The 24,290-nt window shown below is 71.5% G+C and carries 21 protein-coding genes and 1 pseudogene; 6 read left to right on the top strand and 16 right to left on the bottom strand.

From position 1 onward, the window contains the following. Positions 1 to 158: 158 nt before the first annotated feature. The 4 genes from AB0F29_RS15690 to AB0F29_RS15675 all read right to left on the bottom strand — a co-directional run bounded on the left by AB0F29_RS15690 (position 159) and on the right by AB0F29_RS15675 (position 4,772). The gene (locus AB0F29_RS15690; protein ID WP_361872084.1) at positions 159 to 920 is read right to left on the bottom strand and encodes a DeoR/GlpR family DNA-binding transcription regulator; all 762 of its coding nucleotides are present in this window, start codon (positions 918 to 920) and stop codon (positions 159 to 161) included. Positions 921 to 1,327: 407 nt separating this feature from the next. Further along, on the bottom strand, positions 1,328 to 2,422 hold the full coding sequence (locus AB0F29_RS15685) for a Rieske 2Fe-2S domain-containing protein (protein ID WP_361872081.1): 1,095 nt from the start codon (positions 2,420 to 2,422) through the stop codon (positions 1,328 to 1,330). 126 nt (positions 2,423 to 2,548) lie between these two features. Beyond that, positions 2,549 to 3,448, bottom strand: a complete 900-nt coding sequence (locus AB0F29_RS15680) for a TIGR03620 family F420-dependent LLM class oxidoreductase (protein WP_361872078.1) — start codon at positions 3,446 to 3,448, stop codon at positions 2,549 to 2,551. Between the two features lie 109 nt (positions 3,449 to 3,557). Then, entirely contained in the window at positions 3,558 to 4,772 is a 1,215-nt protein-coding gene (locus tag AB0F29_RS15675) for an erythromycin esterase family protein (protein ID WP_361872075.1), read from the bottom strand. A gap of 58 nt (positions 4,773 to 4,830) precedes the next feature. Here AB0F29_RS15675 and AB0F29_RS15670 point away from each other — a divergent pair, with 58 nt between their 5' ends. Further along, positions 4,831 to 5,571 carry a TioE family transcriptional regulator gene (locus AB0F29_RS15670; RefSeq protein ID WP_361872072.1) on the top strand — a complete coding sequence of 247 codons (741 nt, stop codon included), beginning with the start codon at positions 4,831 to 4,833 and terminating at the stop codon, positions 5,569 to 5,571. 107 nt (positions 5,572 to 5,678) lie between these two features. Here AB0F29_RS15670 and AB0F29_RS15665 read toward each other — a convergent pair whose 3' ends face one another. The 3 genes from AB0F29_RS15665 to AB0F29_RS15655 all read right to left on the bottom strand — a co-directional run bounded on the left by AB0F29_RS15665 (position 5,679) and on the right by AB0F29_RS15655 (position 8,706). Next, entirely contained in the window at positions 5,679 to 7,337 is a 1,659-nt protein-coding gene (locus tag AB0F29_RS15665; RefSeq protein ID WP_361872069.1) for an acyl-CoA dehydrogenase family protein, read from the bottom strand. 72 nt (positions 7,338 to 7,409) lie between these two features. Beyond that, positions 7,410 to 8,033, bottom strand: a complete 624-nt coding sequence (locus tag AB0F29_RS15660) for a TetR/AcrR family transcriptional regulator (RefSeq protein ID WP_361872066.1) — start codon at positions 8,031 to 8,033, stop codon at positions 7,410 to 7,412. Between the two features lie 91 nt (positions 8,034 to 8,124). Then, entirely contained in the window at positions 8,125 to 8,706 is a 582-nt protein-coding gene (locus AB0F29_RS15655; protein ID WP_361872063.1) for a dihydrofolate reductase family protein, read from the bottom strand. Positions 8,707 to 8,888: 182 nt separating this feature from the next. Here AB0F29_RS15655 and AB0F29_RS15650 point away from each other — a divergent pair, with 182 nt between their 5' ends. After that, on the top strand, positions 8,889 to 9,839 hold the full coding sequence (locus AB0F29_RS15650) for a bile acid:sodium symporter (RefSeq protein WP_361872694.1): 951 nt from the start codon (positions 8,889 to 8,891) through the stop codon (positions 9,837 to 9,839). A 43-nt stretch (positions 9,840 to 9,882) separates the two neighbouring features. On the opposite strand, the gene AB0F29_RS15645 is transcribed toward AB0F29_RS15650, so the two are convergent. The 5 genes and pseudogenes from AB0F29_RS15645 to AB0F29_RS15625 form a co-directional block, all read right to left on the bottom strand. Next, a complete protein-coding gene (locus tag AB0F29_RS15645; RefSeq protein ID WP_361872061.1) occupies positions 9,883 to 10,914 on the bottom strand; it encodes a hypothetical protein in 1,032 nt (343 codons plus the stop codon). Continuing rightward, entirely contained in the window at positions 10,911 to 12,218 is a 1,308-nt protein-coding gene (locus tag AB0F29_RS15640; protein ID WP_361872059.1) for an MFS transporter, read from the bottom strand. The genes AB0F29_RS15645 and AB0F29_RS15640 overlap by 4 nt, the downstream gene beginning before the upstream one ends. A gap of 144 nt (positions 12,219 to 12,362) precedes the next feature. Further along, positions 12,363 to 13,592, bottom strand: a complete 1,230-nt coding sequence (locus tag AB0F29_RS15635) for a discoidin domain-containing protein (RefSeq protein ID WP_361872692.1) — start codon at positions 13,590 to 13,592, stop codon at positions 12,363 to 12,365. Between the two features lie 54 nt (positions 13,593 to 13,646). Next, positions 13,647 to 14,498, bottom strand: a pseudogene (locus AB0F29_RS15630) (chitosanase); the annotation flags it as partial. Between the two features lie 227 nt (positions 14,499 to 14,725). Continuing rightward, a complete protein-coding gene (locus AB0F29_RS15625; protein ID WP_361872056.1) occupies positions 14,726 to 15,184 on the bottom strand; it encodes a helix-turn-helix domain-containing protein in 459 nt (152 codons plus the stop codon). An 86-nt stretch (positions 15,185 to 15,270) separates the two neighbouring features. Between AB0F29_RS15625 and AB0F29_RS15620 the strand changes: the two genes are divergently transcribed. Further along, positions 15,271 to 16,497, top strand: a complete 1,227-nt coding sequence (locus AB0F29_RS15620) for an MFS transporter (protein ID WP_361872054.1) — start codon at positions 15,271 to 15,273, stop codon at positions 16,495 to 16,497. A gap of 173 nt (positions 16,498 to 16,670) precedes the next feature. On the opposite strand, the gene AB0F29_RS15615 is transcribed toward AB0F29_RS15620, so the two are convergent. The 3 genes from AB0F29_RS15615 to vph form a co-directional block, all read right to left on the bottom strand. Beyond that, positions 16,671 to 17,111 carry a hypothetical protein gene (locus tag AB0F29_RS15615; protein WP_361872051.1) on the bottom strand — a complete coding sequence of 147 codons (441 nt, stop codon included), beginning with the start codon at positions 17,109 to 17,111 and terminating at the stop codon, positions 16,671 to 16,673. A gap of 161 nt (positions 17,112 to 17,272) precedes the next feature. Then, positions 17,273 to 17,800 (bottom strand): DapH/DapD/GlmU-related protein, encoded by a 528-nt coding sequence (locus tag AB0F29_RS15610; protein ID WP_361872689.1) that lies wholly within the window; start codon positions 17,798 to 17,800, stop codon positions 17,273 to 17,275. A gap of 229 nt (positions 17,801 to 18,029) precedes the next feature. Further along, positions 18,030 to 18,896 carry a viomycin phosphotransferase gene (gene vph, locus AB0F29_RS15605; RefSeq protein WP_361872687.1) on the bottom strand — a complete coding sequence of 289 codons (867 nt, stop codon included), beginning with the start codon at positions 18,894 to 18,896 and terminating at the stop codon, positions 18,030 to 18,032. A gap of 315 nt (positions 18,897 to 19,211) precedes the next feature. Between vph and AB0F29_RS15600 the strand changes: the two genes are divergently transcribed. Beyond that, the gene (locus AB0F29_RS15600) at positions 19,212 to 19,931 is read left to right on the top strand and encodes a hypothetical protein (RefSeq protein ID WP_361872048.1); all 720 of its coding nucleotides are present in this window, start codon (positions 19,212 to 19,214) and stop codon (positions 19,929 to 19,931) included. A gap of 178 nt (positions 19,932 to 20,109) precedes the next feature. Here AB0F29_RS15600 and AB0F29_RS15595 read toward each other — a convergent pair whose 3' ends face one another. Continuing rightward, the gene (locus tag AB0F29_RS15595; protein ID WP_361872045.1) at positions 20,110 to 21,297 is read right to left on the bottom strand and encodes a cytochrome P450; all 1,188 of its coding nucleotides are present in this window, start codon (positions 21,295 to 21,297) and stop codon (positions 20,110 to 20,112) included. 125 nt (positions 21,298 to 21,422) lie between these two features. On the opposite strand from AB0F29_RS15595, the gene AB0F29_RS15590 reads away from it, so the two are divergent. Continuing rightward, positions 21,423 to 22,931: a helix-turn-helix transcriptional regulator gene (locus AB0F29_RS15590; RefSeq protein WP_361872043.1), complete on the top strand. Its 1,509-nt coding sequence runs from the start codon at positions 21,423 to 21,425 to the stop codon at positions 22,929 to 22,931. 245 nt (positions 22,932 to 23,176) lie between these two features. Beyond that, positions 23,177 to 24,196, top strand: coding sequence for a hypothetical protein (locus tag AB0F29_RS15585; RefSeq protein WP_361872040.1), 1,020 nt, complete (start codon positions 23,177 to 23,179; stop codon positions 24,194 to 24,196). Positions 24,197 to 24,290 lie beyond the last annotated feature (94 nt).

Here is a 24,290-nt window from a genome sequence, read left to right as displayed (position 1 = left end):
TCGGGTCGTCGCGGGCATGGCGAAGCAGGCTCCGGCGGTGCGGGGGAGCGGTGATGCGGGGTGTGGGTGCGGGGGGCCGTGCGGTCGGCGGTGCGGCGGGCGGGCCGGTGGGGGCGGGCCAGTCGGGCAGGGGCGGTCGGCCGGGCTGACGGGGCCGGTCAGACGCGGATGACCTGGGGGCCCAGGAGGGAGTAGCGCTGAGCCTCGGCCGAGGAGAGCCCCGCGTCGGTGACGATCGCTTCAAAGTCGCCGACCCCGGCGAACCGGCAGAAGCTCACCGCCCCGAACTTGCTGTGGATCCCCGCGAAGATCCTGCGCCGCGAGCTGCGCAGTGCCTGCGCCTTCACCTCGGCGACGGCGGGGTCCGGGGTGGTGAGGCCGTACTCGCGGGAGATGCCGTTGGCTCCGAGATACGCGAGGTCGATGACGAAGTCCGCGAGCATCCGGGAGGCCCAGTGGTCCACCGTCGCCATCGTCGAGCCGCGTACCCGGCCGCCCAGCAGAAGCACCGAGGTCTTCTCGGCCCCGGCGAGGGAGGTGGCGACGGTCAGGGACGCGGTGACCACGGTCAGGGGCCGGTCCTGAGGGAGTGCCTCGGCGATGAGCTGCGGGGTGAAGCCCTCGTCGACGAAGACCGTCTCGGCGTCGCCGAGCAGATCGGCGGCGGCGGTCGCGATCCTCGACTTCTGCGGAACGTTGCGTGTGGTGCGGACGGCGAGCGTGGTCTCGAAGCCGGCCGACTCCACCGGGTAAGCGCCGCCGTGGGTCCGGCGGACGAGTCCGTGCTCCTCCAGTACATGCAGATCGCGGCGGACGGTCTCCTTGGCCACCTGGAACAGGTCCGCGAGGGCGTTCACTCCGACCGACCCCTCTCGCCGGGCCGTGTCCAGAATTCCCCGACGGCGTTCCTCGGTGTCCACGGCGCACTTCCCTGGTCGCTGCTGGGCCCGTTGCGGGCGGAGCCCGTCTGTCCGTTCGGGCTCATGTGTCGTTTGTACAAGCAGTGCCGGGGCGACTACCAGCCGCTTCACCAGATCCCCTCAGCCCGATCGTGCCCGTTTCCCGCGGGTGACGGTGCTGGTCATGCCCAGGACGGTCGCGGATCCGGTCACTGGGGCTGCCCGCTCTCCCGCGATCCGCGCCCGAATGGCGCCCGAAGTGCGGAGCCCCGGCGTCCGCGGTGCCCGGGAAGGGGCACGCGCAGGCCGGGGCGAGGGGAGGCAGCGCTTGGGCTGGGGCGAGGGAACGCTGGGGCGAGGGAACAGGAAGGACGGGGTGCTGCGCCCGGGCGGGCTCAGGCCGGCACGCAGGTCACGCTCAGGTCATGTCAGGAGAGGACAGTGCTGTCCTCGCCCTCGCTGCGGTGCGGGCGGGTCACCGAGGACCTGCCCGGCGCCTCCGGGTAGAACCGCTTGGCCCAGCGCCGGAACGGGCCGATCGGTCCGTCACCGGAAGCCAGCCGGGGTGGCTGCTGATACTGCTTGTGGTGCCAGATCGGGAAATCGGCGGCGGTGAACTCGCAACTGGCCCGGAAGACGGGGCGGTCCAGGAGCCGCGCCGCGGTACGGCTGACGATCCGGGCGAGCCCGGGCGGCAGTCGGCCCGGCTCGTCGAAGGCGATGCGGTTCAGCTGGCGGAACTGCATCCGGTTGGGCCCGATGGCCGTCGGCATCACCATCGTGCACATCCGCAGCCCGAAGCGGGGCGTGTGGACGTCGGCGTGCAGACAGCCGAGTCCATATCCGTCCACCTTCACGTCGACGGTGAAGTCGCCCATGAGCGGCGCCGACTCATGGGCCCGCATGGCGACATGGAACGTCGCGTCGTCGTACGCCACAGGGCCGTCGATCTCGGCCTTCGCCCAGCCGTGCAGGGTGGCGAAGTGTCCGAGGTCGACCGAGTTCTCGATGACCTCCTGGACGTTGCCGGCCAGCTCCCAGGCGGCGGTACGCGCGGGCCGGCGCCCGATCTCGTGCCACTGCGGGACGGACCAGTCCGGATCCCGGCCGTCGTGGTGCCGCCAGACGAATACGCCCCCGTTCACCTCCTGGACGGGCAGCTGCGTCAGCGGGGACCGCGGCGGCGGCGTGCCGTACCCCGTGCGCACACAGGTGCCGTCGGGTCCGAACGAGAAGAAGTGGAAGGGGCACGTGAGATCCTCCCCCTCGACCTTCGCCAGACCGAGATGGGCCCCCAGGTGCGGGCAGTACGGACGGACGGCGCGGAGCGCCCCCGTGCCGGTGCGGTACAGGACGACGTCGCGCCCCGCGAGTGGCCGGGTGAGCACGGTGCCCGGCCGCAGCTCGTGCGAGAAGGCCAGGGCGGACCACCCGCTCGGATAGGGCAGGGTGGGCGCTCCCGCCGCATCGGCCGGTGTCGGACCCTCACTGATGGTGCGCCCGTACTCACGTGCCACTCCCACGACTCCCCCTCCACGGTCGGTTCGCACGGAGGCTGCCCAGAGCCGCCCCGCAATCCTCCCGACACGCCGCACCGCACCCGAACGGGGCATTGGGTGCGACGTGTTGACGGGCCGGCTCCGCGCCCGTCAGAGCTCGTCGCCGAAAGCCTCGGCCAGCTCACGCCATGCGGCAAGCGGCAGGCCGCCGCCGCCCTCCTCGGCGGTGAGCACCTGCAACGCGACGTGGTCGGCGCCGGCGTCGAAGTACTCCCGGGTCCGGCGCCTCACCTGCCCGGTGTCGCCCATCGCGAAGAGGGCGTCGAGCAGGCGGACGCTGCCACCGCCGTCGAAGTCGCCTTCCGTGAATCCCAGACGCAGCAGATTGTCGGTGTAGTTGGGCAGCCGCAGGTACATCGCCAGCATCGTCCGCGCGGTGGTGCGCGCCCGGTCGAGGTCGGTGTCCAGCACCACCGTCAGCTCCGGGGCGAGCAGCGCGTCGGGGCCGAGCGCCTCACGGGCCTCCGCGGTGTGCTCGGTGGTGACGAGATAGGGGTGTGCCCCCAGCGACCGGCCGGCCGCGAGCTTCAGCATCTTCGGACCGAGGGCCGCCAGGACCCGATGACCGGAGCCCACCGACGGTTCGGCGGCGTCGAGCGCGTCGAGGTAGGAAACCATCGCGCTGTACGGTTTCGCGTACTGCGGCACCATCGGACCGTGGCTGACGCCCAGACCGAGGACGAAGCGGCGGCGCGCCGCCGGATCGATCGCCGCGATCGCGGCCGTCACCTCCTCGGCCGTGTGGTTCCAGATGGACAGGATGCCGGTGGCCACCGTGATGGACCGGGTGGCGGCCACGACGGCCGCCGCGTCCTCGGGCGTCGGGCTGCCCCCGATCCAGACGGTGCCGTACCCCAGTGCTTCGAGCTCGGCGAGCGCCTCCGCGATCGCCTTCCCGCCCGCGTCGTCCACCAGTGAAGCGTGCAGGGCGCCGCTCCAGATCCCCACGCGTCGAAATGCCCTGTTCGTTCCGGAAATATCAGAAGTCATGGTGTGGTCAACCGTGGCCGGGCCCACGTATTCCTGACCTGAGGGTGATTCACTCGTCCGGACTAGCCGAGTGGGCGGACGACCTCTCCGGCGCATGTCACGAGCGTCTTCACTCTCCCCGAACGTCCTCCTGAACGTCCTTCATGAACACGACTCCGTCAATACGGGCCAGGTGCGCCGGGTCGAGCGGGGCGTACCCGAAGTACGGGGAGGTGCGCCGGACGAGGTCCGTGGCACCGAGGACGGCGGCCAGTTCGGAGGCGTCCACCAGGCAGGACTCCTCCGGGAGCGCGTACAGGGTTCCTTCGAGGGTGTCCGGCGGCGGAACGTCGACCCCCTGGTGCCTCATCGTGCCGAAGGCGGTGGCCAGGAAGCCGTACTCCTCGCCCAGGCGGGCGTCGACGACGGCGCCCGCGCTCCACCACTCCAGCCGTCGGCCGCCCATCCGCATCGAGCTCATGTCCCGCTGAAGATGGCTGTTGTGGGCGTGCGCCAGAACCGGCCCCCGCTCGGCGAGCGCGAGGAGATTGCCGGCCATCATCTGGTCCCGCAGGCCCGTCAGCCGTGATAGCCGGCTCGGTGACGTGTCCGCCATCCAGAAGTGGTACCGCAGCAGCCCCGAGGCGGCCCGTGCGTACAGCAGCGCCCGGTCGAACGCGTCCCGTGAGGCCGCCCCGATCAGGTGCGGCGTCCACGCGTCGAGCAGCGCGCCCAGGTCATCGGCGAGCAGGCGCAGTCGTCCGGCCTCGGCCGACCGCCCGAAGGACGCGGACGGATCCAGCATCGCCGCCGGGTCGGTCCACCGGTCGTCCGGGCCGAGGAGGCGGTCGAGCGTTGCGGCGGTGCAGGGCAGCAGGCCCGGGTCCACATGGGCGGCGAGAACGCGGTGGAGCGAGGTGAGGGCCTCGCGCGGGCTCGCCGCGTACGCCATCTCCAGCGGCCCGTCGAAGCCGGCGAAGCGGACCCGGTCGGGCGCGGGCCGGCCGTCGTTGAACGCGCGCATCCAGATCACCAGTTCACGATTGGCCGCCGACTTGCCGAGTCCGTGGCCGAACCCCCGCTCCATCGCCTCGTCGAGCGTGCCCGCGCCCGTCGTCACGTAGTCGTCCACCAGCAGCCCCGCCACACAGTCGCTCTCGATGGTGATGGTGCGGTAGCCCTCCCGTTCGACGAGCCGCCGGAAGAGCGCGTTGCGCAGAAGGAGAGGGGCGTCCACCCCGTGGGTGGGCTCGCCCAGAGTCAGCATCCGGGGCGGGGAGGCGAACAGCCTCATGACGGAAGCCGCGTCGACGGCGTGGGCGATGTCCTTGATGTCGTTGGCCATGGCTTCAACCGTATCGCTGAACCCTCGGTTGAAGCTTCTGCGCGATACCTTGGGATACATGAGGCAGAACCCTCAAACAGCAGGACGACTCCGGCCCGTCGATCTGGCCCGCCGCCACGGATTGTCGACGCAGGCCGTCAGGAACTACGAGGCGGCGGGAATCCTCCCGGCCGCCGGGCGCACCCCCCACGGCTACCGCACCTACGCGCCGATGCACGCGTACGCCCTCGCGGCGTTCCTCGCGCTGGTTCCCGGGCATGGGCACGGGACCGCCGCGTCGATCATGCGGGCGGTGAACCGCGACGATCAGGAGGAGGCATTCCGCATCGTCGACGAGAGCCACGCCCAGCTGCTGGAGGACCGGCGCACACTGCGAGCGGTCGAGCGGGCCCTCGGTGATCTGGGGCCCGGCGTCGCCCCCGCACCCGACGGCGCGGCGAGCGCCGACGGGATGTTCGTCGGACCGCTGGCCAGGAAGCTGGGAATCAGGCCCGCCACGCTGCGGAAGTGGGAGCGCGCCGGACTCGTGACCCCGCGCCGCGACCCGCAGACCGGCTACCGGGTGTACGCCGAGGCCGACGTACGGGACGCCCAACTGGCCCACCAGCTCAGGCGGGGCGGCTACCGTCTTGAGCAGATCGCGCCGTTGATCGCCCAGGTCCGGGCGGCCGGCGGTCTGGAGCCGCTGGCGGCCGCCCTGCGCGACTGGCACGCCCGGCTGGCCGCGCGGGGGAGGGCGATGCTGGCCGGGGCCGCCGAGCTGGACGCCTACCTCCGCCACGCACACGACGTCCCCTGACGGGACGACAGCGGGCCGCCGGCACGGGCCCGTACGCCGGGCGGGGGCAAGGCGCCCGCTGCCCCGCCCGCTTCCATCAGGCGGGCAGCCGCCTCTCCCCGGCCCCGTCAGGCGGGCAGCCGCCCCAGCAGTGCCGCGAAGTCCGTGCCCGCGGGAAGCGTGCCGAAGGCGAGGCCCTGGTCCCCCGCGAGACGGGACGCGCAGAACGCGTCGGCCACCGCCGCCGGTGCGTGGCGCACCAGCAGTGAGCCCTGGAGCACGAGGGCGGCCCGTTCGACCACCCGGCGGGCCCGGAGCTGCGCGTCCTGAGTGCGCGCCAGCTCGGCCCGCAGCTCCCGCCAGGCCGTGTCGAGGCGCGCGTCCGCCCCGGCCGCCGCCTCGATCTCGGCGTGGAAGGCCTCCAGCGAGGCGGGTTCCCGCGTCAACGCCCGCAGCATGTCGAGGGCGTTGACATTGCCGGAGCCCTCCCAGATGCCGTTGAGCGGGGCCTCGCGGTACAGCCGCGGCATGCCGGACGCCTCGTCGTACCCGTTGCCACCGAGGCACTCCAGCGCCTCGGCCACCGCCACGGGCTGCCGCTTGCACACCCAGTACTTGCCGATGGCCGTGGCCAGGCGCAGGAAGGCGCGTTCCCCGCCGTGGCCCCGGTGGGCGCGGTCGGCGGCCCCCGCCAGGCGCAGGGCCAGGGTCGTGGCGGCCTCGGACTCCAGGGACAGGTCCGCCAGGACATTGCGCATCAGGGGCTGGTCGAACAGCCGGGCGCCGAACACCGAGCGGTGGCGCGCGTGGTGGGCAGCCTGCGCGAGCGCGGCACGGATGCCGGCGGCGGAACCGAGGACGCAGTCGAGCCGGGTCATCGTCACCATGTCGATGATGGTGCGCACGCCCTTGCCCTCGTCGCCGACGAGCCAGGCCACGGTGTCGTCGAACTCCGGCTCGCTGGAAGCGTTGGAACGGTTGCCGAGCTTGTCCTTGAGCCGCTGGATGCGGAAGGTGTTCCGGCTGCCGTCCGGCAGCACGCGCGGCACCAGGAAGCACGACAGACCGCCGGGCGACTGGGCGAGCACCAGGAAGAGATCGTTCATCGGCGCGCTGGTGAACCACTTGTGCCCGCACAGCCGCCAGGTGCCGTCGGCCTGCTCGGCGGCGGCCGTGGTGTTGGCGCGCACATCGGTGCCGCCCTGCTTCTCCGTCATCCCCATGCCGGCGAGCAGGCCGCGTTTGCCTGCGGGGGCGCTCAGCCCGGGCTCGTACACACGGCTGGTCAGGAGCGGTTCGTACGTCTTGGCGAGGTCGGGGGAGCGGCGCAGCGCCGGGACGACGGCGTACGTCATCGAGACCGGGCACAGGTGGCCCTGCTCCAGCATCGTGGCCAGCATGAAGCCGCCGGCGCGGGCGACATGGGCCCCGGGGCGCACCTCGGCCCAGGCGGCGCCGGCCAGCCCCGCCCGCACCGAGGCGTCCATCAGCGAGTGGTAGGCGGGGTGGAACTCGACCTCGTCGATGCGGTGGCCGAAGCGGTCGTGGGTACGCAGCTCCGGCTCGTGGCGGTTGGCCTGGTCGGCCCAGTGCTGCGCCTCCTCGCTGCCGACGTAACGGCCGAAGCGGTGCAGCTCGTCCAGGTGCCATGCGGCGCCCTCGCGGCGTACCCCTTCGAGCAGCACCGCGTCGTCGGCGGCGTCGTGACCGGTGAGCGGAGGCGGCTGGTTCGTCACCTCGTGCGTCACCGCGGTCGGGTTGCTGCGCGGTGCGGTGGGCGTGGGCATCGGTTCTCCTCCGGGAGACGGGACGGCGGGTTGCGGCACACGGGGTACGGGGACGAGGGGGTGCGGCGCGGGTCAGGGAGGCGTGGAACGGTCAGGGGCCGCACCGGCGCAGCGCAGGGCCACGGCGGTGAGGCGGGTGACGAGCCGGTCCGTGTCGTACGCGGCCGAGGTGCTCAGCGGGTACACGAGGACCTCGCCGATGGCGCCGGTCAGCGCCGCGGCGGTGATCTCCGCGTCCTGGTCCGGCAGCAGGCCCGCGGCGACCCCCTCGCCGATCACCGCGGCGAACAGCGCCCGGTAGCGGCGCCGGAAGTCGAGACGCTCCGCGCCGACCGCGGGTTCGGCCGGCGCCGCGAGCAGCGCGTACGCCAGACCCTGGTTCTCCAGGGCACGACGGGCGAACACCTCCACCCCCCGGCGCAACCGCTCGGCGGGGTCGCCGTCGCCCTTCAGCACCTCACCCAGCACGTCCACCTCGCGCTGTGCGGCGCGCCGGAAGACCTCCACGGCCAGCGCGGACTTGGACGAGAAGTGCTGGTAGACCGAGCCGGCGGCGATCCCGGCCGCGTCGGCGACAGCGGTCACGGACGCCTGCGCCCAGCCGACCTCCGCCACGACCTCGGTGGCGCGGGCCACGAGACGCTCCCGGGCGGCTTCGAGACGGCGGAGCTCGGCCGGTGTCTTGCGGTAGGCCATGAATGAAGTGAACCACCGTTCAGACTTTCCCGCCAGGCCCGGCCGACGCCGCCCTCCCCCGGGATGACCGGGGGAGGGCGGCGTCCGGGGATCAGTGCGGAGTGGGCCGGTAGGTGAGCTCCTGGGTACGGCCGTCGAGCGTCCGGCTCCCGATCAGTTCGAGGTCGAAGTCGGTAGCACCCCGCAGGACCGGTTCCATACCGGTCCGACCGGTGATGACGGGGAAGAGCGTCACCTGGACGCGGTCGACCAGGCCGGCGGCCATCAGCGCCCGGTTCATCGACAGGCTGCCGTGCGAGCGCAACGGCACATCGGACTCTTCCTTGAGACGGGCCACGACGTCGACGGCGTCGCCGTTCGCGACGGTCGCGTCCGGCCAGTCGAGGGGCTCGCCGAGGGTGGTCGACACCACCGTCGCCGGCAGGCTCCTCATCCGCGTGACCCATGCGTCACCGACGCCTGACTCCTTCGTGCCCGGGCCCAGCAGCCGCACGAACTCCCGATAGGTGTGGGCTCCGAAGACCATCCGCTGCTCCTCGCCGTACAGCGACAGCCGGTGTTCGAGCAGTTCGGGCCCCTGCTTGCCCCAGTATCCGCCCCAGTCGCCGTCGCCGTTGTAGGAGCCGAAACCGTCGAGGCTGGAAAACACGTCGAAGGTGTAGGTAGCGGTCATGATGCTCTCCTGGTGAGTCCGGTCGATGGACACAGGTACAGACTGCGTCCGGTGGGAGAACTCATCGGGTGGAGGCCACCGGGCCACCGCCCCTCTCTCTGCCCCCTGTCCTCGCCCCCGTCCTTCTTCCCTCTGTCCAAGGAGTACGTACGTTGTCGTCGCCGTCCGGCCCGGTCGCCGCCATGGAACGCCACCAGGTCGCCGTCTATGTGGGAGCCCTGGCCGCCGGGGGGCTGGTCGGCCGGGCCGCGCCCGGTGCCGGCCCGGGCCTGGAGCACGCGATCAACCCGGTGCTGGCCGCCCTGCTGTACGTGACGTTCCTGCAAGTGCCCGCCGCCGAGCTGGTCCGCTCGGTGCGGGCGGGCCGCTTCCTGGCCGCGACGCTGGTGGTGAACTTCGTCGTGGTGCCGCTGGTGGTCGCCGCGATGTTCACTTTCCTTCCGGACGACCGGGCGGTCCGCCTCGGCGTGCTGCTGGTCCTCCTGGCACCGTGCGTCGACTACGTGATCGTCTTCAGCGGGCTCGCCGGCGGCAGCAGCGAACGTCTGCTCGCCGCCACCCCGTTGCTGCTGCTGGCCCAGATGGTGCTGCTGCCGGTCTATCTGTTCCTGTTCATGGGCCCGGACCTGGCGGAAGTGGTGGAGGCCGGACCGTTCATCAAGGCGTTCGCCGTGCTGATCGTCATTCCGCTCACGCTGGCCTGGCTCACCCAGGCGTGGGCCGCACGCCGGCCGGCCGGGCGGAGGACCGCCGACGCGATGGGCGCGACCATGGTTCCGCTGATGGCCGCCGTCCTGCTCACCGTGGTGGCCTCCCAGGTACCGAAGCTCGGCGACGCCGACAGCCTCGGGGACGTGGGCCGTGTCGTGCCGTTCTACGTGCTCTTCCTCGTCGTGATGGCGTTCGCCGGGCTCGGTGTCGCCCGCCTGTTCCGCCTGGATGCCCCGGCCGGTCGGGCGATCGTGTTCACGGGCGCGACCCGTAACTCCCTGGTCGTCCTGCCCCTCGCCCTCGCGCTGCCGGACACGCTCGCCGTCGCCGCCGTGGTCGTGGTCGCCCAGACCCTGGTCGAGGTGATCGGCATGGTCGTCTACGTGAGGGCCGTGCCCCGGCTGCTGCCGCTGCGGAGCTGATCCGCCCCGGCGCGCGACGCCCCCGGCCCGGGGCCGCCACCGATCAGCCGCCCGCCACGACCATGGAAGGTGACGAGGCGTCGCGCAGGAGGAGGCTCGGCCCGGTGGCCGGGGCGCCGGCGGGGACGGTCCAGATGTCCGAGGCGCCCTTCGCCCGGCCCGGAAGGGCGTACGCGAGGGTCGAGTCGTCCAGCCATGCCGCCTGGTCGTCGACGCTGCGGGTCTCGGCGACGGGCGTCTCACGCAGGGTCCTGAGGTCCAGTACGTGCAGTCGCCACGGGTTCTGGGTGCCCTCGCGGACCCTCTTCTTGAAGGCGATCCGGGTGCCGTCGGGCGAGAGCGACGGGCATTCGACGTTCCGGCGGAGTGTGCGGGCCTTCCACGTCCTGATGTCGCCCTCGACGAGGTACGTCTTCCCCTTGGTGGCCACCGTCGCGTAGAAGCGGTTGTCGTCGTCCGCGAAGGTGATGCCCCAGTAGTTCACGTCCGGCGCGTGGTAGCGCCGGCCCTCCAGGTAGAGCTGGAGGGTCTCCACGTTCTTGACCAGATAGCCGGTCCGGGTGTCGAGGATGCCGGTCCGCGTCGAGAAGGAGGACGAGGCGTACGAGTCGCCGCTGACGAACAGCGTCCACGCGACCATCCGGCCCGAAGGAGAGACCCGCGCCCGATTGGGGATGCCGCCGACCACGACGGTCTCACGGATGTCCAGCTCGCGGTCGAGGACGCTCACCTTCGTCTTCTGCGAGATGCCGGGGTGGCTCGCGATACAGACGGCCGTCCGCCCGCTCGCGTGGAAGCGGTCGCACGACAGCCCGGTGTTCCTGCCGCGCGCCCCGTCGGCCGCTCCCGCACCGGAGGAGCTGTACGGCGTCGAGAACACGTCGCCCTTCCGCGCCGCGTGGTAGAGGCCGGGCGCGTTGTCGAGTGTGAGGCCCGGAGCGGCGACGGACTCCGGCGACCGGCCGTCGCCGTCCGCTGCCGCGACCGTGTAACCGACGGCGACGGTCGCCAGTACGGCCGTGGCCGCCGTGAGCGCGATGATCCGGGCGCGCAGGGAGAGAGGAGGCAGGGTCATGAGGGCTCCGGGGCGGTGACGGGTACGGGGGCGGCGGGCGTGGGTGCGGCCCGTAGGAGGACGCAGGCGAGGACGAGTACGACGCCGAGTGCCGCGGCGGCCAGGACGAGGGCGTTGTCCATGCCCCACAGTGTCCAGACGGCTCCGAACCCGACGGACGCGAACAGGCGGCCCAGACTCTGGCCGGTCTGCAGCAGCGCCATCCCGCCCGCGCGCCGGTCCGCGGGCACCACCGGGCCGCCGAGCGCCATGAGGACCCCGTCGGTCGCCGCGTAGAACGTGCCGTGGAGAACGAGCACCAGGATCGTGAGGGGCCAGCCCGCCACCGGGGAGAACAGCGCGACGTACACCCCGAGCAGGGCGACATGCCCCAGCACGTACGGAGTACGGCGGCCGATCCGGTCGGCGGCCCGGCCGAGGGGAACGGCGAGCAGGAGGTAGACCGCCGCGCTGCCGAGCGGCAGCAGCGGGAAGTACTCCACGTCGAGGGCGAGCCGCTTCTGCAGGACCAGGTAGAGGAACCCGTCGCCCACGCCGGCGAGACCCAGCAGCGTGGCCGCGAGGAGGATCCGGCGGAAGGCGGGGTCGTGGAAGAGCCGCAGGGTCTCCCGCAGGGTGGCCGCGGCCCTGCCCGGCGGGCGTGCCGGCCGGGCCTCGCGGCCGGGGACGAACGCGAAAAGGATCAGTACACCGAGCAGTCCGAAGCAGAAGCTGACGACGAAGACCGCGTCGTAGGCGTCGACGGTCGCCCACAGGACGGCGAAGGCGACGAGCGGACCGAGCATGGCGCCCGTGGTGTCCATGGCCCGGTGCACACCGAAGGCGCGGCCGAGGTCCCGTTCGTCGCAGCTCAGCGAGATCAGGGCATCGCGCGGTGCTGTCCGCACGCCTTTTCCGACCCGGTCGGCCGCGAGCGCGGCGGAGAGGGCGGGGGTGGAGCTGCCCGCGAGGAGCAGGCCGAGTTTGCAGACGGTGGACAGCGCGTAGCCGCTTCCGGCGACGAGCTTGTGCCGCTGCCAGCGGTCGGCGGCGTGGCCGCCGGCGAGCCTGACGAAGGCGGTGACACCGTTGTAGAGGCCGTCGAGGAAGCCGAATTGGAGGGGGCTGAGTCCCAGGCCCAGGACGAGGTAGAGGGGCAGTACGGCGGTGACCATCTCGGACGAGATGTCGGTGACGAGGCTGACCGCGCCGAGCGCGACGACGGTGCCGGTGAGGCGCCTTCGGCCGGCGGGCCGTACGGCTGAGGGGGTCCGGTCGGGGGCGGTTCTGTCCGGTGGACGGTTCCTGCCGACGGCAAGGTACATACAGACGCTCCTGGTACGCGGCGCCCGGAGCTCCGGCGCACAACCGGTGCTCCGGGCGGGTTCGCCGGACGGGCGTGGCCGGCCGCCGGAGCACGGCGGCCGGACCACGACGGTCGGGGTGGGGGTCGGTGACAGGCGCGGAGATCAGTGGCAGCTGTACGTCGGGCCGGTGTCCAGGACCGTTCCGTCGGTACCGACGAACTTCGAGGTGAAGGTCGTGTCGGTGAAGTCGAGCTGCATCACGCCGAACTTGTCCCAGATGCGCTTCTGGCTGTTCTTCTGCACGGTGTCACCCTGGCCGTACAGGTCCTTGCCTCCCATGCCGCCGAGGATCTCGACGATGCCGTTCGGGTCTGCCCGGCCGTCCGGGCTCTGGGGGGCGAAACGCTCGTAGTGGTGGTCGTGGCCGCTCAGCACCAGCTCGGTGCCGGCTGCCTGCAGCATGGACCAGATCGGCTTGCTCACGGGGTCGTTGCCGTGGCTTCCGGAACTGAACAGCGGGTGGTGGAAGTACGCGGCGACGCACTTCTTGCTGTTCTTGGCGAGGTCGGCCTTCAGCCAGTCGAGCTGTTCGCGCTCGTCGAACCGGTTGGAGTTGAGGGCGACGAAGTGCCAGTTGCCGTAGTCGTAGCTGTACCACATCTTGCCCTGGGGAGTGGCTCGGTCACCGAAGTACTGCCGGTAGGCGACCTCGTCCTGGTTGTCCCAGTCGTCGTAGGCCTCGTGGTTGCCGGGCACGGGGTGGGTCTTGTCCTTGAACTGGCCCCAGGACTTGTCGTAGTAGTTGCGGAAGTCCTCGATGTGGGCGTCGTCGTACTGGTTGTCGCCCATGGTGATGTAGAAGGCCGGGTCGATCGCCATGGCGCGTGCGGCGGTCTTGAAGTGCTGGCATCCCGGATCGCTCTTGTTGCACCGGTCGGCTATGTCGCCGGCCCCGACCACGGTGAACGCGCCCTTCGGGGGCGGGTCGGTGGGGGTGGTTCCCCCCACGCTGCCGTACACGTCGGCCTCCCACAGGGAGTAGCCGTACGTGGTGCCGCGTGCGGTGCCGTACACGCGCAGATAGCGGCCCTTGCCGGTCAGACCGGTCCAGGTGTCGGTCCCGCCGTCGCCCGCCGTCTCCGCGGCGAGCCGGGTCCAGTTCGTGCCGTCCGCCGAGATCTCCAGCCGGTACTGCTTCGCGTACGCGGCCTCCCACATCAGCCCGACGCGGGAGACGGACGCCTCTTCGCCGAGGTCGATGCGGAGCCACTGCGGGTCCGCCCCTTCGGCGCTGGCCCAGCGGGTGGTCGCGACGCCGTCGACGGCCTTGCCGGGCGCCAGGGCGGAGGTCTCGGACGACGAGGCGGTGGCGGGCTTGCCGCGCGATAGCAGTGTCTCGGCGCCGGGTGGGCCCGTCGGTTCCGGGCCTGGCCGGGGGTCGCTGTCGATACGGAAGTCCTCGCCGTAGACGGCCCAGGCCAGCGGGGTGTCGAGGTCGAGGTTGCCGTTCCTCAGGAACACGCGCTGGGCGGTGTCGACCCGGCTGGTGTCCTCGTGCGCCGCCTCCTTCTTCATCTCCACGACACGGGCGTCGAGGAAGGCGTCGAGGTACCGGATTTCGTCGCCCCCCTCGGCGGGCGTACGGGCGTCGGCCCTGGCCTCGGCGCGGATGCTGTCGAAGCCCGACTGCCCGTGCATGACGATGGCGTCGTAGTAGGCGAACTGCCCGAGCACCCGCAGCCCGTCGCTCTTCGCCCGGGACACGGAGGGGCCGAAGTAGACGCGGTCGCGCTCGTGTTCCTGCGCCGCCCGGAACTCGGGGGTCGCCGCGGCCTGCTCCCACGCGGCCGTGAAGCCGGGGTCCAGGCCCTCGTGGGAGTCGCTCCCGTCGACCGCGCGGAGCGCCGGGAGGTACTCGGCCAGCGGATTGTCCGGCACCTCGTCCGTGTAGTACTCGACGAGTTCCAGCATGTCGTGCGTACCGGAACAGAAGCCGATGATGCCGGCCGTATAGCCGCGCCCGTCGCCGATGTCCTCGATGTAGTCGAACTGCTCGCGCCACTGGAGCGAGGAGTTCTCGGCCGTCGAGACGATCTGCATGGCGATCTCCTTCTTCACCGGATCGTCGAGGCCGGAGGCCGCGGCCGCCTGTCCGGTGTTGAGGGCGACCACGGCGGGGATCGCGGTCAGCGCCATGGCCAGGGCGATCCGCACGCCGGTGCGACGCCGGCGGTGCGCGGGGCGGGGTGGTCGTTCCGAACGGGAGATGCGCCGGGAAACGCGGTGGGGCATGCGCATGCGCACGTGGTTCTCCGATCTCTTGCGACATGCCGGACGCCGAACGCACAAGGGCATCGTGGAGGGGCGCACGGACACAGCTCAGCTGGGAGGGCCAGCTCTATTAGGAAAGTTTCCTTTCCATTGAGTCGCGTCCATTGGAGCGCGCCACTCCTCTTCTTGCAAGGGGCATGACAAAAGCAATCCGGCGTGGGGTGAACCTCCGCCGTGCGCGAGCCCGTTGACGCCTACGGGGTCTTCTGTACGCGAGTGGTGTCGCTGTCCAGGGGGGCGCCGTCCGCGCCGGCCGGCGTGAGGTCCGGTACGGGATCGCCGTTCCGGTCGACCAGGACGGAGTGGGGCTCGCCCGGCGCGAAAGCGTGCCGCTCGCCCCATTGGCGCAGTGTGAGGATGACCGGGAACAGTGCGCGGCCGGCGTCGGTGAGGGCGTACTCCTGGCGCCGGCCCGACGGTGCGGTGCGCCGGTCGAGGACCCCGTGGGCGAGGAGCTTGCGGAGGCGGTCGGTGAGGATGTTGCGCGCGATGCCGGTCCGCCGCTGGAACTCGGTGAACGAGGCCGCGCCGTCCATCGCGTCACGGATGACGAGAAGGCTCCATCGGTCGCCGACGAGGTCGAGGGTGCGGGCGACGGGGCAGTCGGGGTCCGTCCATTGCGCGTCCGGGGCGTGCGGGGGTGCGTCTGCCATGGCACCTCTCAATCGGTTGCGGATTGAAACCATCATGCCGTACCGTCCAAACGGTTGCAGAATGCTACTGATTGAAGGGGGCTGTGATGAACGCAGGGCATCGAGTGCTGCTGGCGGTGGTGTGCGGCGTCGCTGTGGCGAGCGTCTACGCCGCGCAGCCGGTTCTGGAGCCGATGGGACGCGACCTCGGCGTGCCGACCGAGCTCACCGGCTGGTTCGTGGCCACCGGTCAGTTCGGCTATCTGGCGGGCCTGTTGCTGCTGGTGCCGCTCGGCGATGTGGTCGACAGACGCCGCCTCATCGCCGTGCAGTTGGCGGTCACCTCGGTGGGCATGACGCTCACGGCCTTGTCGTCGGCCGCGTGGCAGGCGCTGGCGGGGCTCGCGACGGCCGGGGTGTTCGCGGTCGTGGTGCAGATCGCGGTGGCTCACGCGGCGTCGGCCTCCCCTCCCGCCGAACGTGGACGGAACATCGGGGTGGTGACCTCGGGCGTAGTGGTCGGCATTCTGGGTGCGCGGGTCGCTACCGGCGCGCTCGCCGACATGTGGGGCTGGCGCAGCGTCTACGCCGTGCTCGCGGTGCTCTCCCTCGGCCTCGCCGCACTGGTGTCGGCCGTACTGCCTCCGGACCCGCGTGTGACGTCCCCCGCGAAGTACCGCGAGGCCGTCCGCACGCTCGGCCGGCTGCTGGGTCAGCGCACCTTCCTGACGCGCGGCCTCATCGCGTTCTTCCTGTTCGCCTCGTTCGGAACCCTGTGGAGCGGGCTGTCCACGCCGCTGGCGGGCGGACCCTGGCAGCTGAGCGAGACGCACATCGGGCTGTTCGGCATCGCGGGGCTGGCCGGCGCGCTCGGCGCGGCGCGCGCCGGACGGTGGGCGGACGCCGGGCGCGCGACCCCGGTCAGCGGCCTCGCGCTCGTCCTCCTGATCCTTTCGTGGGCGGCGACTGCCCAGCTCCCGTGGTCCCTGTGGCTCCTGATCATCGGAATCGTCGCCCTCGACTTCGCGGTCCAGGCCGTGCATGTGAGCAACCAGCACGTGCTCACCGCGACGTATCCGGAGCGCTTGAGCAGCGTCATCGGCGGCTACATGGTCTTCTACTCACTCGGCTCCGCCCTCGGCGCGGCGGCGACCACGGCGACCTTCGCCACCTACGGCTGGACGGGCTCCAGCCTCCTGGGATCCGGATTCGCGGCCTGCGCGCTGGTTGTCTGGCTGGTCGTCAAGGCGGGCTCCCGGAGCGACACCGCGGGCGCGGTCCCGGTTCGCGGTGGCCGGGCGCCGCACTCAGCGGTCGGAACGCCGGCGGAGTGACGCGCGGCAGCCCTCACCGCATGTTCCGGGTCCTGGCTGAACCGCTCCGGGACGGCCGGCTCGGCTTCGGGGGGGCGTGAGGCCCGGGCCCGGAGCTCGGGGTCCCCCGTGGGCGGTGAAGGCGGCCAGTCCGATGGTTCAGCCAGACGCCGGCTCCATGTGGTGATCCTCGGTCAGCGGCGGCCGGCGGTAAGGACGACGAGGAACTGGCCGCCGCCCGCCTCGATGCCGGCGGTCACCGGCAGCCCCGGTACCAGTCGGGAAAACCGGTCCACCAGCCAATCCGCCGCTTCTTGGGCGTCCTGCCTGGTCGGACAGCGACCCACCATCTCGCGGCCCCCCTTGCGCTCCAGGCGGGAGGCCACAGCGATCAGCGGCGCTGGTTCGACCACGTACAGACGGTCCGGCCAGGCGATGGACACCTTGACCGCGCCCTTGCGGGAGTTGCACCCGCGGTGCGCGAGTCGCTCGGCGACCTTGGCCTTCCGATCGGCGGTCCGGCTGTCGACACTGGGGCCCTGCTGGTCGTTGACCGACTTGTCGGGGTCGACCGGTTCGTCGCACACCCAGCACAGCCAGCCGTCACGCTCGGCCACATCATGGAGAAGGCTCATCCGAGCAAACTAGCCCCTCTGGCCGCCACCCCGTGCACCGGGCCACGGCGGAGTCCCGCGGTGGCCACGGCCGGAGCCCGTCACCTCCGACCGACCTCGCGATCCGCGGCGCGGCCTCGGCCTTCGACCGACGACGAGCATCCCCGTCAGCCCGGCCGGGCTCAGTCGATCTTCTTGATCACCCGGGCGGGCACTCCCGCGACCACGGTGCCGGCCGGAACATCCCGCGTGACCACCGCGCCCGCGGCGACCACCGCACCGGTACCGATGGTCACCCCTTGCGTGATCACGGCAGCTGTCCCGATCCAGACGTCGTCCTCGATGACGATCGGGGCGAAGGAGAGGTACTCGCGGCGCTCGGCCAGGGGCAGGGGATGGCCTCCGGTGATGAGGCTGACCTTCGGGGCGATCATGACACCGTTCCCGATACGAATGCCTCCCTTGTCCATGAAGGTGCATCCCTGGTTGACGAAGACGTTCTCCCCGAACGTCGTGTTCAGCCCGCATTCGGTAAAGAACGGCGGGTAGATCGCCACCGACTCCGGCAGTGGGCCGCCGAACACAACCGAAAGTAGTTCCGTGCGACCTGCGCTGTCGCTGAACGGAAGGACGTTCAGTCGGGAGGTCGCATCGGTCACCTCCACGATCCGCTCCGCGTGACGCGCGAAATCAGGCGTCCGGACGTACATGACCTGCTCTGTGCGGGTAGACATGTGCTGATCCCACCACCGTGCACAACACATGATCAAACAACTCGGTGCCCGATAGACACAACCAATGGTTGTGGAAGCAGAACGGCAGCGCTGGATGTCAGCGCCGCGGACGCTTGTGGCCGCCGGAACGGGTGGACCACTGACCGGACGACCGAATACCGAATCGCCGGCACGCTCTGGCATGGCAAGCCCCTGGGGGCCTGACCTAGCGATAGCCGGTGAGGCCGTCCGCCAGCTCCTCCTCGTCACCGTCGCGATGTGCGTAGAGGGCCTGTTGGAGGGCGAAGGTGCCACGGATCGCGGTGATCCGCCCGGCCGTCGAGGCGTCGTTCCAGCCGCCGAGCGCCAGCACCCGGTCCAGCAGCTCCTTCCCGTAGCCGGCTCCGACGGCTGCCAGGTCCTCGGCGGGGTCGCCCAAGGTGACCTCGTCCCAGTCGATGACCCCTCTGAGGCGTGGCACACCGTCCGAGAGCTCCCACAGGACGTTCTCACCGCCGAGGTCGCCGTGGACCACTGCGGAAGTGAGCGGGGGAAGGCCGTCGAGCGCGGCGAGTTCGCGCGCGGCACGCTCCCGGCCGCCGTCGGACATCAACGGGAACAGTTCGGCGCGCACTCCCGCAGCGAACTCCTGCCACTGACGCTCGGGGGCCGCCGAAAGCGCGGCGCGCGCCCTCTCGTCCCTGCCCGCGGCGATGAGCCCGGAGAGGAGTCCGGCGTACTGCTCGGCCACCGCCTCGGCGACTTCGGCGCCTTCGAGCGCGGCATCGTCCAAGGGGGCCCCGGGGATCCGGCTCAGCACGAGGTAGGGGGGTTCGCCCGTTCCCGGGCCGCCGCCCTGGGCGAGCGGGCGCGGGGTGCGGAAGTCGAGGTCGAGCCCGGCGAGGGCGCGCAGGGCGGCTGCCCGCGCGGGCAGCCGCCCTGCGGCGGCTTCGGTGCGGGCGAAGCACACCACGTGCTCCGAGCCGACGACGACGTGGTGGAACTGCCCGTGGTGGGTGGTGAGTTCTTCCTGCTTGTCATCGGGCAGCAGGCGGCTCACGAGGTCGCGGTGCGTCTCCATGATGTCCATGATGGGGCAACTCTCCACTTCTCAGGCTTACGGAAGGTCTCGACGTACATGCCTCGACGTACATGCCTCGACGTACATGCCTCGACGGGCATGCGCCGACGGGCATGCGCCGACGGGCTGCTTCAGCCGCATCAGCTGAGGCAGGGGTACGTCGAGGTATCCGGCCACGTACAGGAAGCTGCGGCACCGGTCTCACGTGGTGGGTTCGACAAATTTCTCGGCCCCGAGCGGTGGTGGCTGCCCTGGCGCGCCTGTCCGGGGCCGATCACGCCCAATAAATGATGGGGCCAACGTGTGGCCATGGCCGATCATGTGCGTATGACCGACCAGCTGACGATGAGTACCTTGACCTTGCAGCACAGGATCCCGGACGACTGGGCGGCGGACCCCTGGGCCGAGGTGCGCCCGTTGATCGACGGCGTGGACGTTCTGAGGGCAGTCCACCCGGAAGCGATGGCACTCAGCCGCCGGCACTGGACAGGTCCTGCCGAGAGCCGGCCGCTGGCGGTCACGGAGGAGCCGCGCAGGGTCAACATCGGCGAGCCGCCCTGCACCGCCGGCTGCTGCGGCGCCCTGTACGTCACCATGCGCCGCGAGGGAGACCGGGTGATCTGGGACGCCTGGGAGAACACCAGCAACGTCACTGCCGTGCCCGCGGACTGCTGGTTCGACGCGGCCCAGTACGAAGCCGAACTCGCCCGGGCAGCAGCCGACCGTAGCTGGGAAGAGCCGGTGGACACCATCGCCCGGCTGCTTCATCAGACCCTTGCGGACAGCGGCTGGTTCGAGCGGTGGGGCTGCGTTCTCACGGATGTGTCGCCACGACGGGAGGAGCCCGACATGCCCGAGGAGCTCACCAGCCCCGAGGGTGTCGATGTCAGCTTTGACGAGGTTCACGCATCGGGGACGCGTGCACGTTTTCACTGGCACGACTTGTTCACCACCCACGAGCAGCCCGTGGAGGAGCAAGCGCGGCAGCTCGCGGCCCGCATTCTGGCGGACGACCCACGGAAGACCGCTGAGCGCGAAGAACACTGAGGACCAGGCGAGGGACCGCACGAGCCGAGAGAGGTCATGTCCTCAACGGGCCGCCCCTGCCGAGGCGTCTCCGTCTTGGCCGACTCGATACCGGGGCGGGCGACCCGTGCGACGAGATTCCGGCTGCGGAGCCGGCGGCGTACTCAATTCCGGCGGTCATCCCGCGGCAGTACCGGCTTCAGAGCAGAACGGGTAGAGAACTCAGCCCGCGAACGAGCCTGGTCTGCCGCCAATTCAACTGGTCTGCCGGTACGGCGAGCCGGATGTCGGGGAAGCGGGTCAGGATCGCGTGGAGGGCGATGTGCGCTTCGGCTTTCGCGAGTGGTGCGCCGACGCAGCGGTGGATGCCGTGGCCGAAGCTGAGATGCCCGGTCGCCTCCCGGTCCAGGTCGAGCTGGTCCGGTGCGGTGAAGCGCTCCGGATCGCGGTTGGCCGCGCCGAGGGCGACGAGTACGGGGACACCTGCGGGGATCTCGGTCCCGCCGAGGGACATGGCTTCCGTGGTGAACCGGAAGGTGGAGGTGCTGACCGGCGGGTCGAAGCGGAGCAACTCGTCCAGCGCCTGCGGGATGGTTTCCGGGTTCCCGCGCAGACGTTCCAGCTCGGCCGGGTGCTGTAGCAGAGCCAGGACCGCGTTGCCGAGGAAGTTCGTGGTCGTCTCATGGCCGGCGACGAGCAGGAGCACGGCCAGGGAGACCAACTCCTCCTCGTTCAGACGGTCCCCGCCGTCGCGAGCGGCGATGAGTCGATCGAGGAGCGAGTTGCCCGGGTGAAGACGCTTCGACGTGATGAGGCCGGTCATATAGGCGGCGACGGCGTACGAGGCGGCGTCGGTGCGGCCGGGCTCCCCGGCAGCGAACAGGTCGGCGGACCAGCGCTGAACCTGCGGCCGGTCGGTCTCCGGCACGCCGAGCAGTTCGCAGATCACCATGACCGGAAGGGGGACGGCCAGCGCGGCCACGAGGTCGACCGCCCCGCGGGCCGGCCGGCGGTCCAGGAGTTCGTCGGTCAACCGGATGATGGAGGGGCGGAGGCCGGCGACCGAGCCGCTCGTGAAAGCGCCGGTGATCAGCTTGCGGAGCCTTGTGTGCTGGGGCGGGTCGCTGGCGAGCATGCTGTGCGCGACGGCTGGATGCAGGCGGCGCTTCGGGTCCTTGCCGGCGAAGAAGGCGGCGGTGTCCTTGGAAAGCCGCACGTCGCACAGCGCGCGCCGGGCTTCCGCGTATCCGGTGACCAGGTAGCTGTCACGTCCGCGGGACCCGGAGGCCACAGCCCGCACCGGGTATGCGGACCGCGAGCCCGCGTGCCCGGGGCAGGGGTTGGAGGGGTCGGAAGCAGACCGTCCGTCGTCGGAGGCGTCATTCATGGTGTCAGGATCCAACCAAGTATCGCCCGTGGCTTCACAGGGCACGACACCGCGCCGGTCAGATGTCCCGGAACCTGTCGTCGGCTGATCGGTCATTCTCCCATGATCGGCTGACGCGACGGTCGATGTGCGCCGAGGGGGCACTGCTGCTCGACGCCGACGGGACGGGAGAACGGATCGCGGATACGGCGAAACGCCTCGCGGCCACAGGCCCGCCCCCAGTCACCGATACGGCCCTCGAGGACGCCCGGCACGCGCTGACGGACCTGCTCGACGAGTTCGCCGCCTGTACGGACGCGGGGGAGCGGCTGTTCGTCGTGGCCGAACTCGTCCGGCGGAGCGGCGAACTGGCGCTGCTGACCCACGGCACGTGGGCCGGTGGCGGCACGTGGCCGGCTCGGCGGCTCGAACCCGTCGCGCCGGACCTGGCCGCGCGCCTGGACGAGACGGCGCGAGCCGCGCTGCGCGGCGCACCGGCGGGCCTCACCTCGTTGGTCACGGAGGTCCTCGACGCGGCGGGCGGCCCGGTCTGGGAGGGATCCCGCCGCAGCGGACCGCGTAGACGGCCTGAACGCGTCGCGTCCAAGGACCTCGTGCGCGGTTGCCCGGTCCGGCGGCCGGAGTGGCAAGCGCGGAAGGCCGCGGGCCGTCAGGGCACCGAGCCGCCGTTCCGCGCACCCCTTTCCGGCGGCCCCGGGCCCGGGGACCGGTTCGCGCGCAGTTCTCCCGCGCCGGTCCGGGGACACGGGGACAATGAACGTATGGGTACACAGGGAGAGTTGGGCGACTTCTTACGCTCGCGGCGGGCTCGGATACGTCCCGAGGACGTCGGTTTCGCCTCGGGTTCCGGCAGACGCCGCGTTCCGGGCCTGCGGCGGGAGGAGCTGGCGCATCTGGCAGGCGTGAGCGTCGACTACTACGTCCGGCTCGAACAGGGCCGCAACCACGGGGCGTCCGACGCCGTCCTCGGAGCCGTCGCCGTCGCGCTCAGGCTGGACCGGGACGAGCACGACCACCTCGTACGGCTGGCGCGTCGGCAGCGGAACGGAGCCGCTCGTGCCGGGTCACGAGCGGACCGTACGGCTCGGCCCTCCCCGGCGCTCGCGTCGGACGGCGGTGAGGCCGCACGAGCCGGGGTGCAAGACCTGCTGGACTGGATCGCCGCACCCGCCCTCGCCATGGGGCACCGGATGGACGTCGTCGCCTGGAACCGTCCCGCCTGCGCCCTCATCACCGACTTCGCCCGGCTCCCGCCGCGGTCCCGGAACATGTGCCGCCTCCACCTCGTCGACGAAAGCATCGGCAGCCGCTACCCGGAGCGGGACACGATCGCCCGGGAAGCCGTCGGCACGCTACGGATCGCAGCGGGCCGCTTCCCCGAGGATCCCCTCCTCGCGGAACTGATCGACGAACTGAACGCGGCGAGTCCGGAGTTCCGGCGCCATTGGGCGGCGCACACGGTCCGGACGAAGGCGTACGGCGTCAAGCGCATCGATCACCCGGAGCTCGGCCCGCTCGCGCTCGGGTACGAGATCACCACGTTTCCCCAGGACCCGGAGCTCAGCCTGCTGGTCTACACCGCACCGCCGGACACTCCGGAGGCGAAGGCACTGCACGCGCTTGCCGCGCGGTGACCGCGACGGATCCGGCCGGGTGCTTCGGCGTGCCGAGCGACGGTAGGTGCGGCGTACCCAGGTACGGCGCGACCGGGGAACGGCGCGACCGGGGAACAGCGCGACCGGGGGACAGCGCGATCTGAGGGACGGCACAGCGGAGGGAGGACCGGACACCCCGGCTGACGATGGCAGCGCAGCACGGGAACAGCGGAGCACCGACGGCCGTCGGTGCTCCGACGCCATCGAGAGGGGTTCCGCACCTCATGCGCCTGCTCGTATCCGCCGCCGTCGCGGCGCTCGCAGCCACATCGCTCGCCCTCGCCCCCGGCGAGGCCGCTCCGCCCGACCGGTACGTGGTGCCGGGCGACCGGGCCTTCCCCACCGGTCTCGCCATGGACTCGGCGTCCGGCCACTTCTACGTCGGCAGCGCCGAGGACGGCACGCTCTACCGCGGCCACCTGTCGGAGCCGGCGGTCCAGGTCTGGTCGCCCGCGGGACAGGACGGACGCACCTTCACCTCGGGAATGAACGTCGACTCCGCGGGCCGTCTCTTCGCCGGGGGCGGCGAGACCGCCACCCTGCGGATCTACGACACGAAGAGCAAGGCCCTACTCGCCCGGCTGAAGGGCAGGACGGGCGGATTCGTCAACGACATCGCCCTCGACGGGCACGGCACGGCGTACGTCACTGACTCGTTCAAGCCCCAGATCTACCGCGTGACGCAAGCACCGGGCGGGCGCTGGACAATGCGCCCGTGGCTCGACGTCGAGGCGGCGGGCGTCGACTGGATCCATGGGCAGCACAACCTCAACGGCATCGTCTCCGCGGGTGGCCGGCTGCTCGCCGTCCAGAGCAACACCGGGCAGCTCTGGCGGATCGATCCGGCGACCCGGGAGATCGCCGAGGTGGATCTCGGCGGCGGGAGCCTCCCGGGCGGCGACGGCCTCGCATGGCGCGACGGCCACCTGTACGTGTCGCAGGGCGGCCTTTTCGAGGGGCCCGGGGCACAGTCCCGCGTCGCTGTCGTCGAGCTGAGCCAGGACCTGGCACGGGGACGCGTGGTGGACGGGCTCGCGCCGCCGGAAGGGCTGCTGCACCCGAGCGCGGTCGCCCTCACCGGCAGGGCGGCCGACGGCGCGGCCGCAGCCGGTCGGGTGCTGGTGGTGAACAGCCAGTTCAACCGCTGGTCCGCCGGGCTGCCGCCGGCGTCGCTGCCCTTCACCGTCTCCTCGCTGCTCCTTCCCGCCCGGCCCCTGGACGGTGCCGCCCGTTCCTCCCGCTGAGCCGCTCTCCGCAGACGTGCACGACCTGGGCGGTGCGGGGCGGCTCGGAGCCACCCCAAGGCCCTGAGCGTTGCGGGGCGTATCCGGATTCCGA

This window comes from Streptomyces sp. NPDC026589, from assembly GCF_040638385.1.
Classification (GTDB): Bacteria; Actinomycetota; Actinomycetes; order Streptomycetales; family Streptomycetaceae; genus Streptomyces.
Note: the sequence above shows the minus strand (reverse complement) of the source record. Positions and strands in the feature narration are given on the sequence as shown.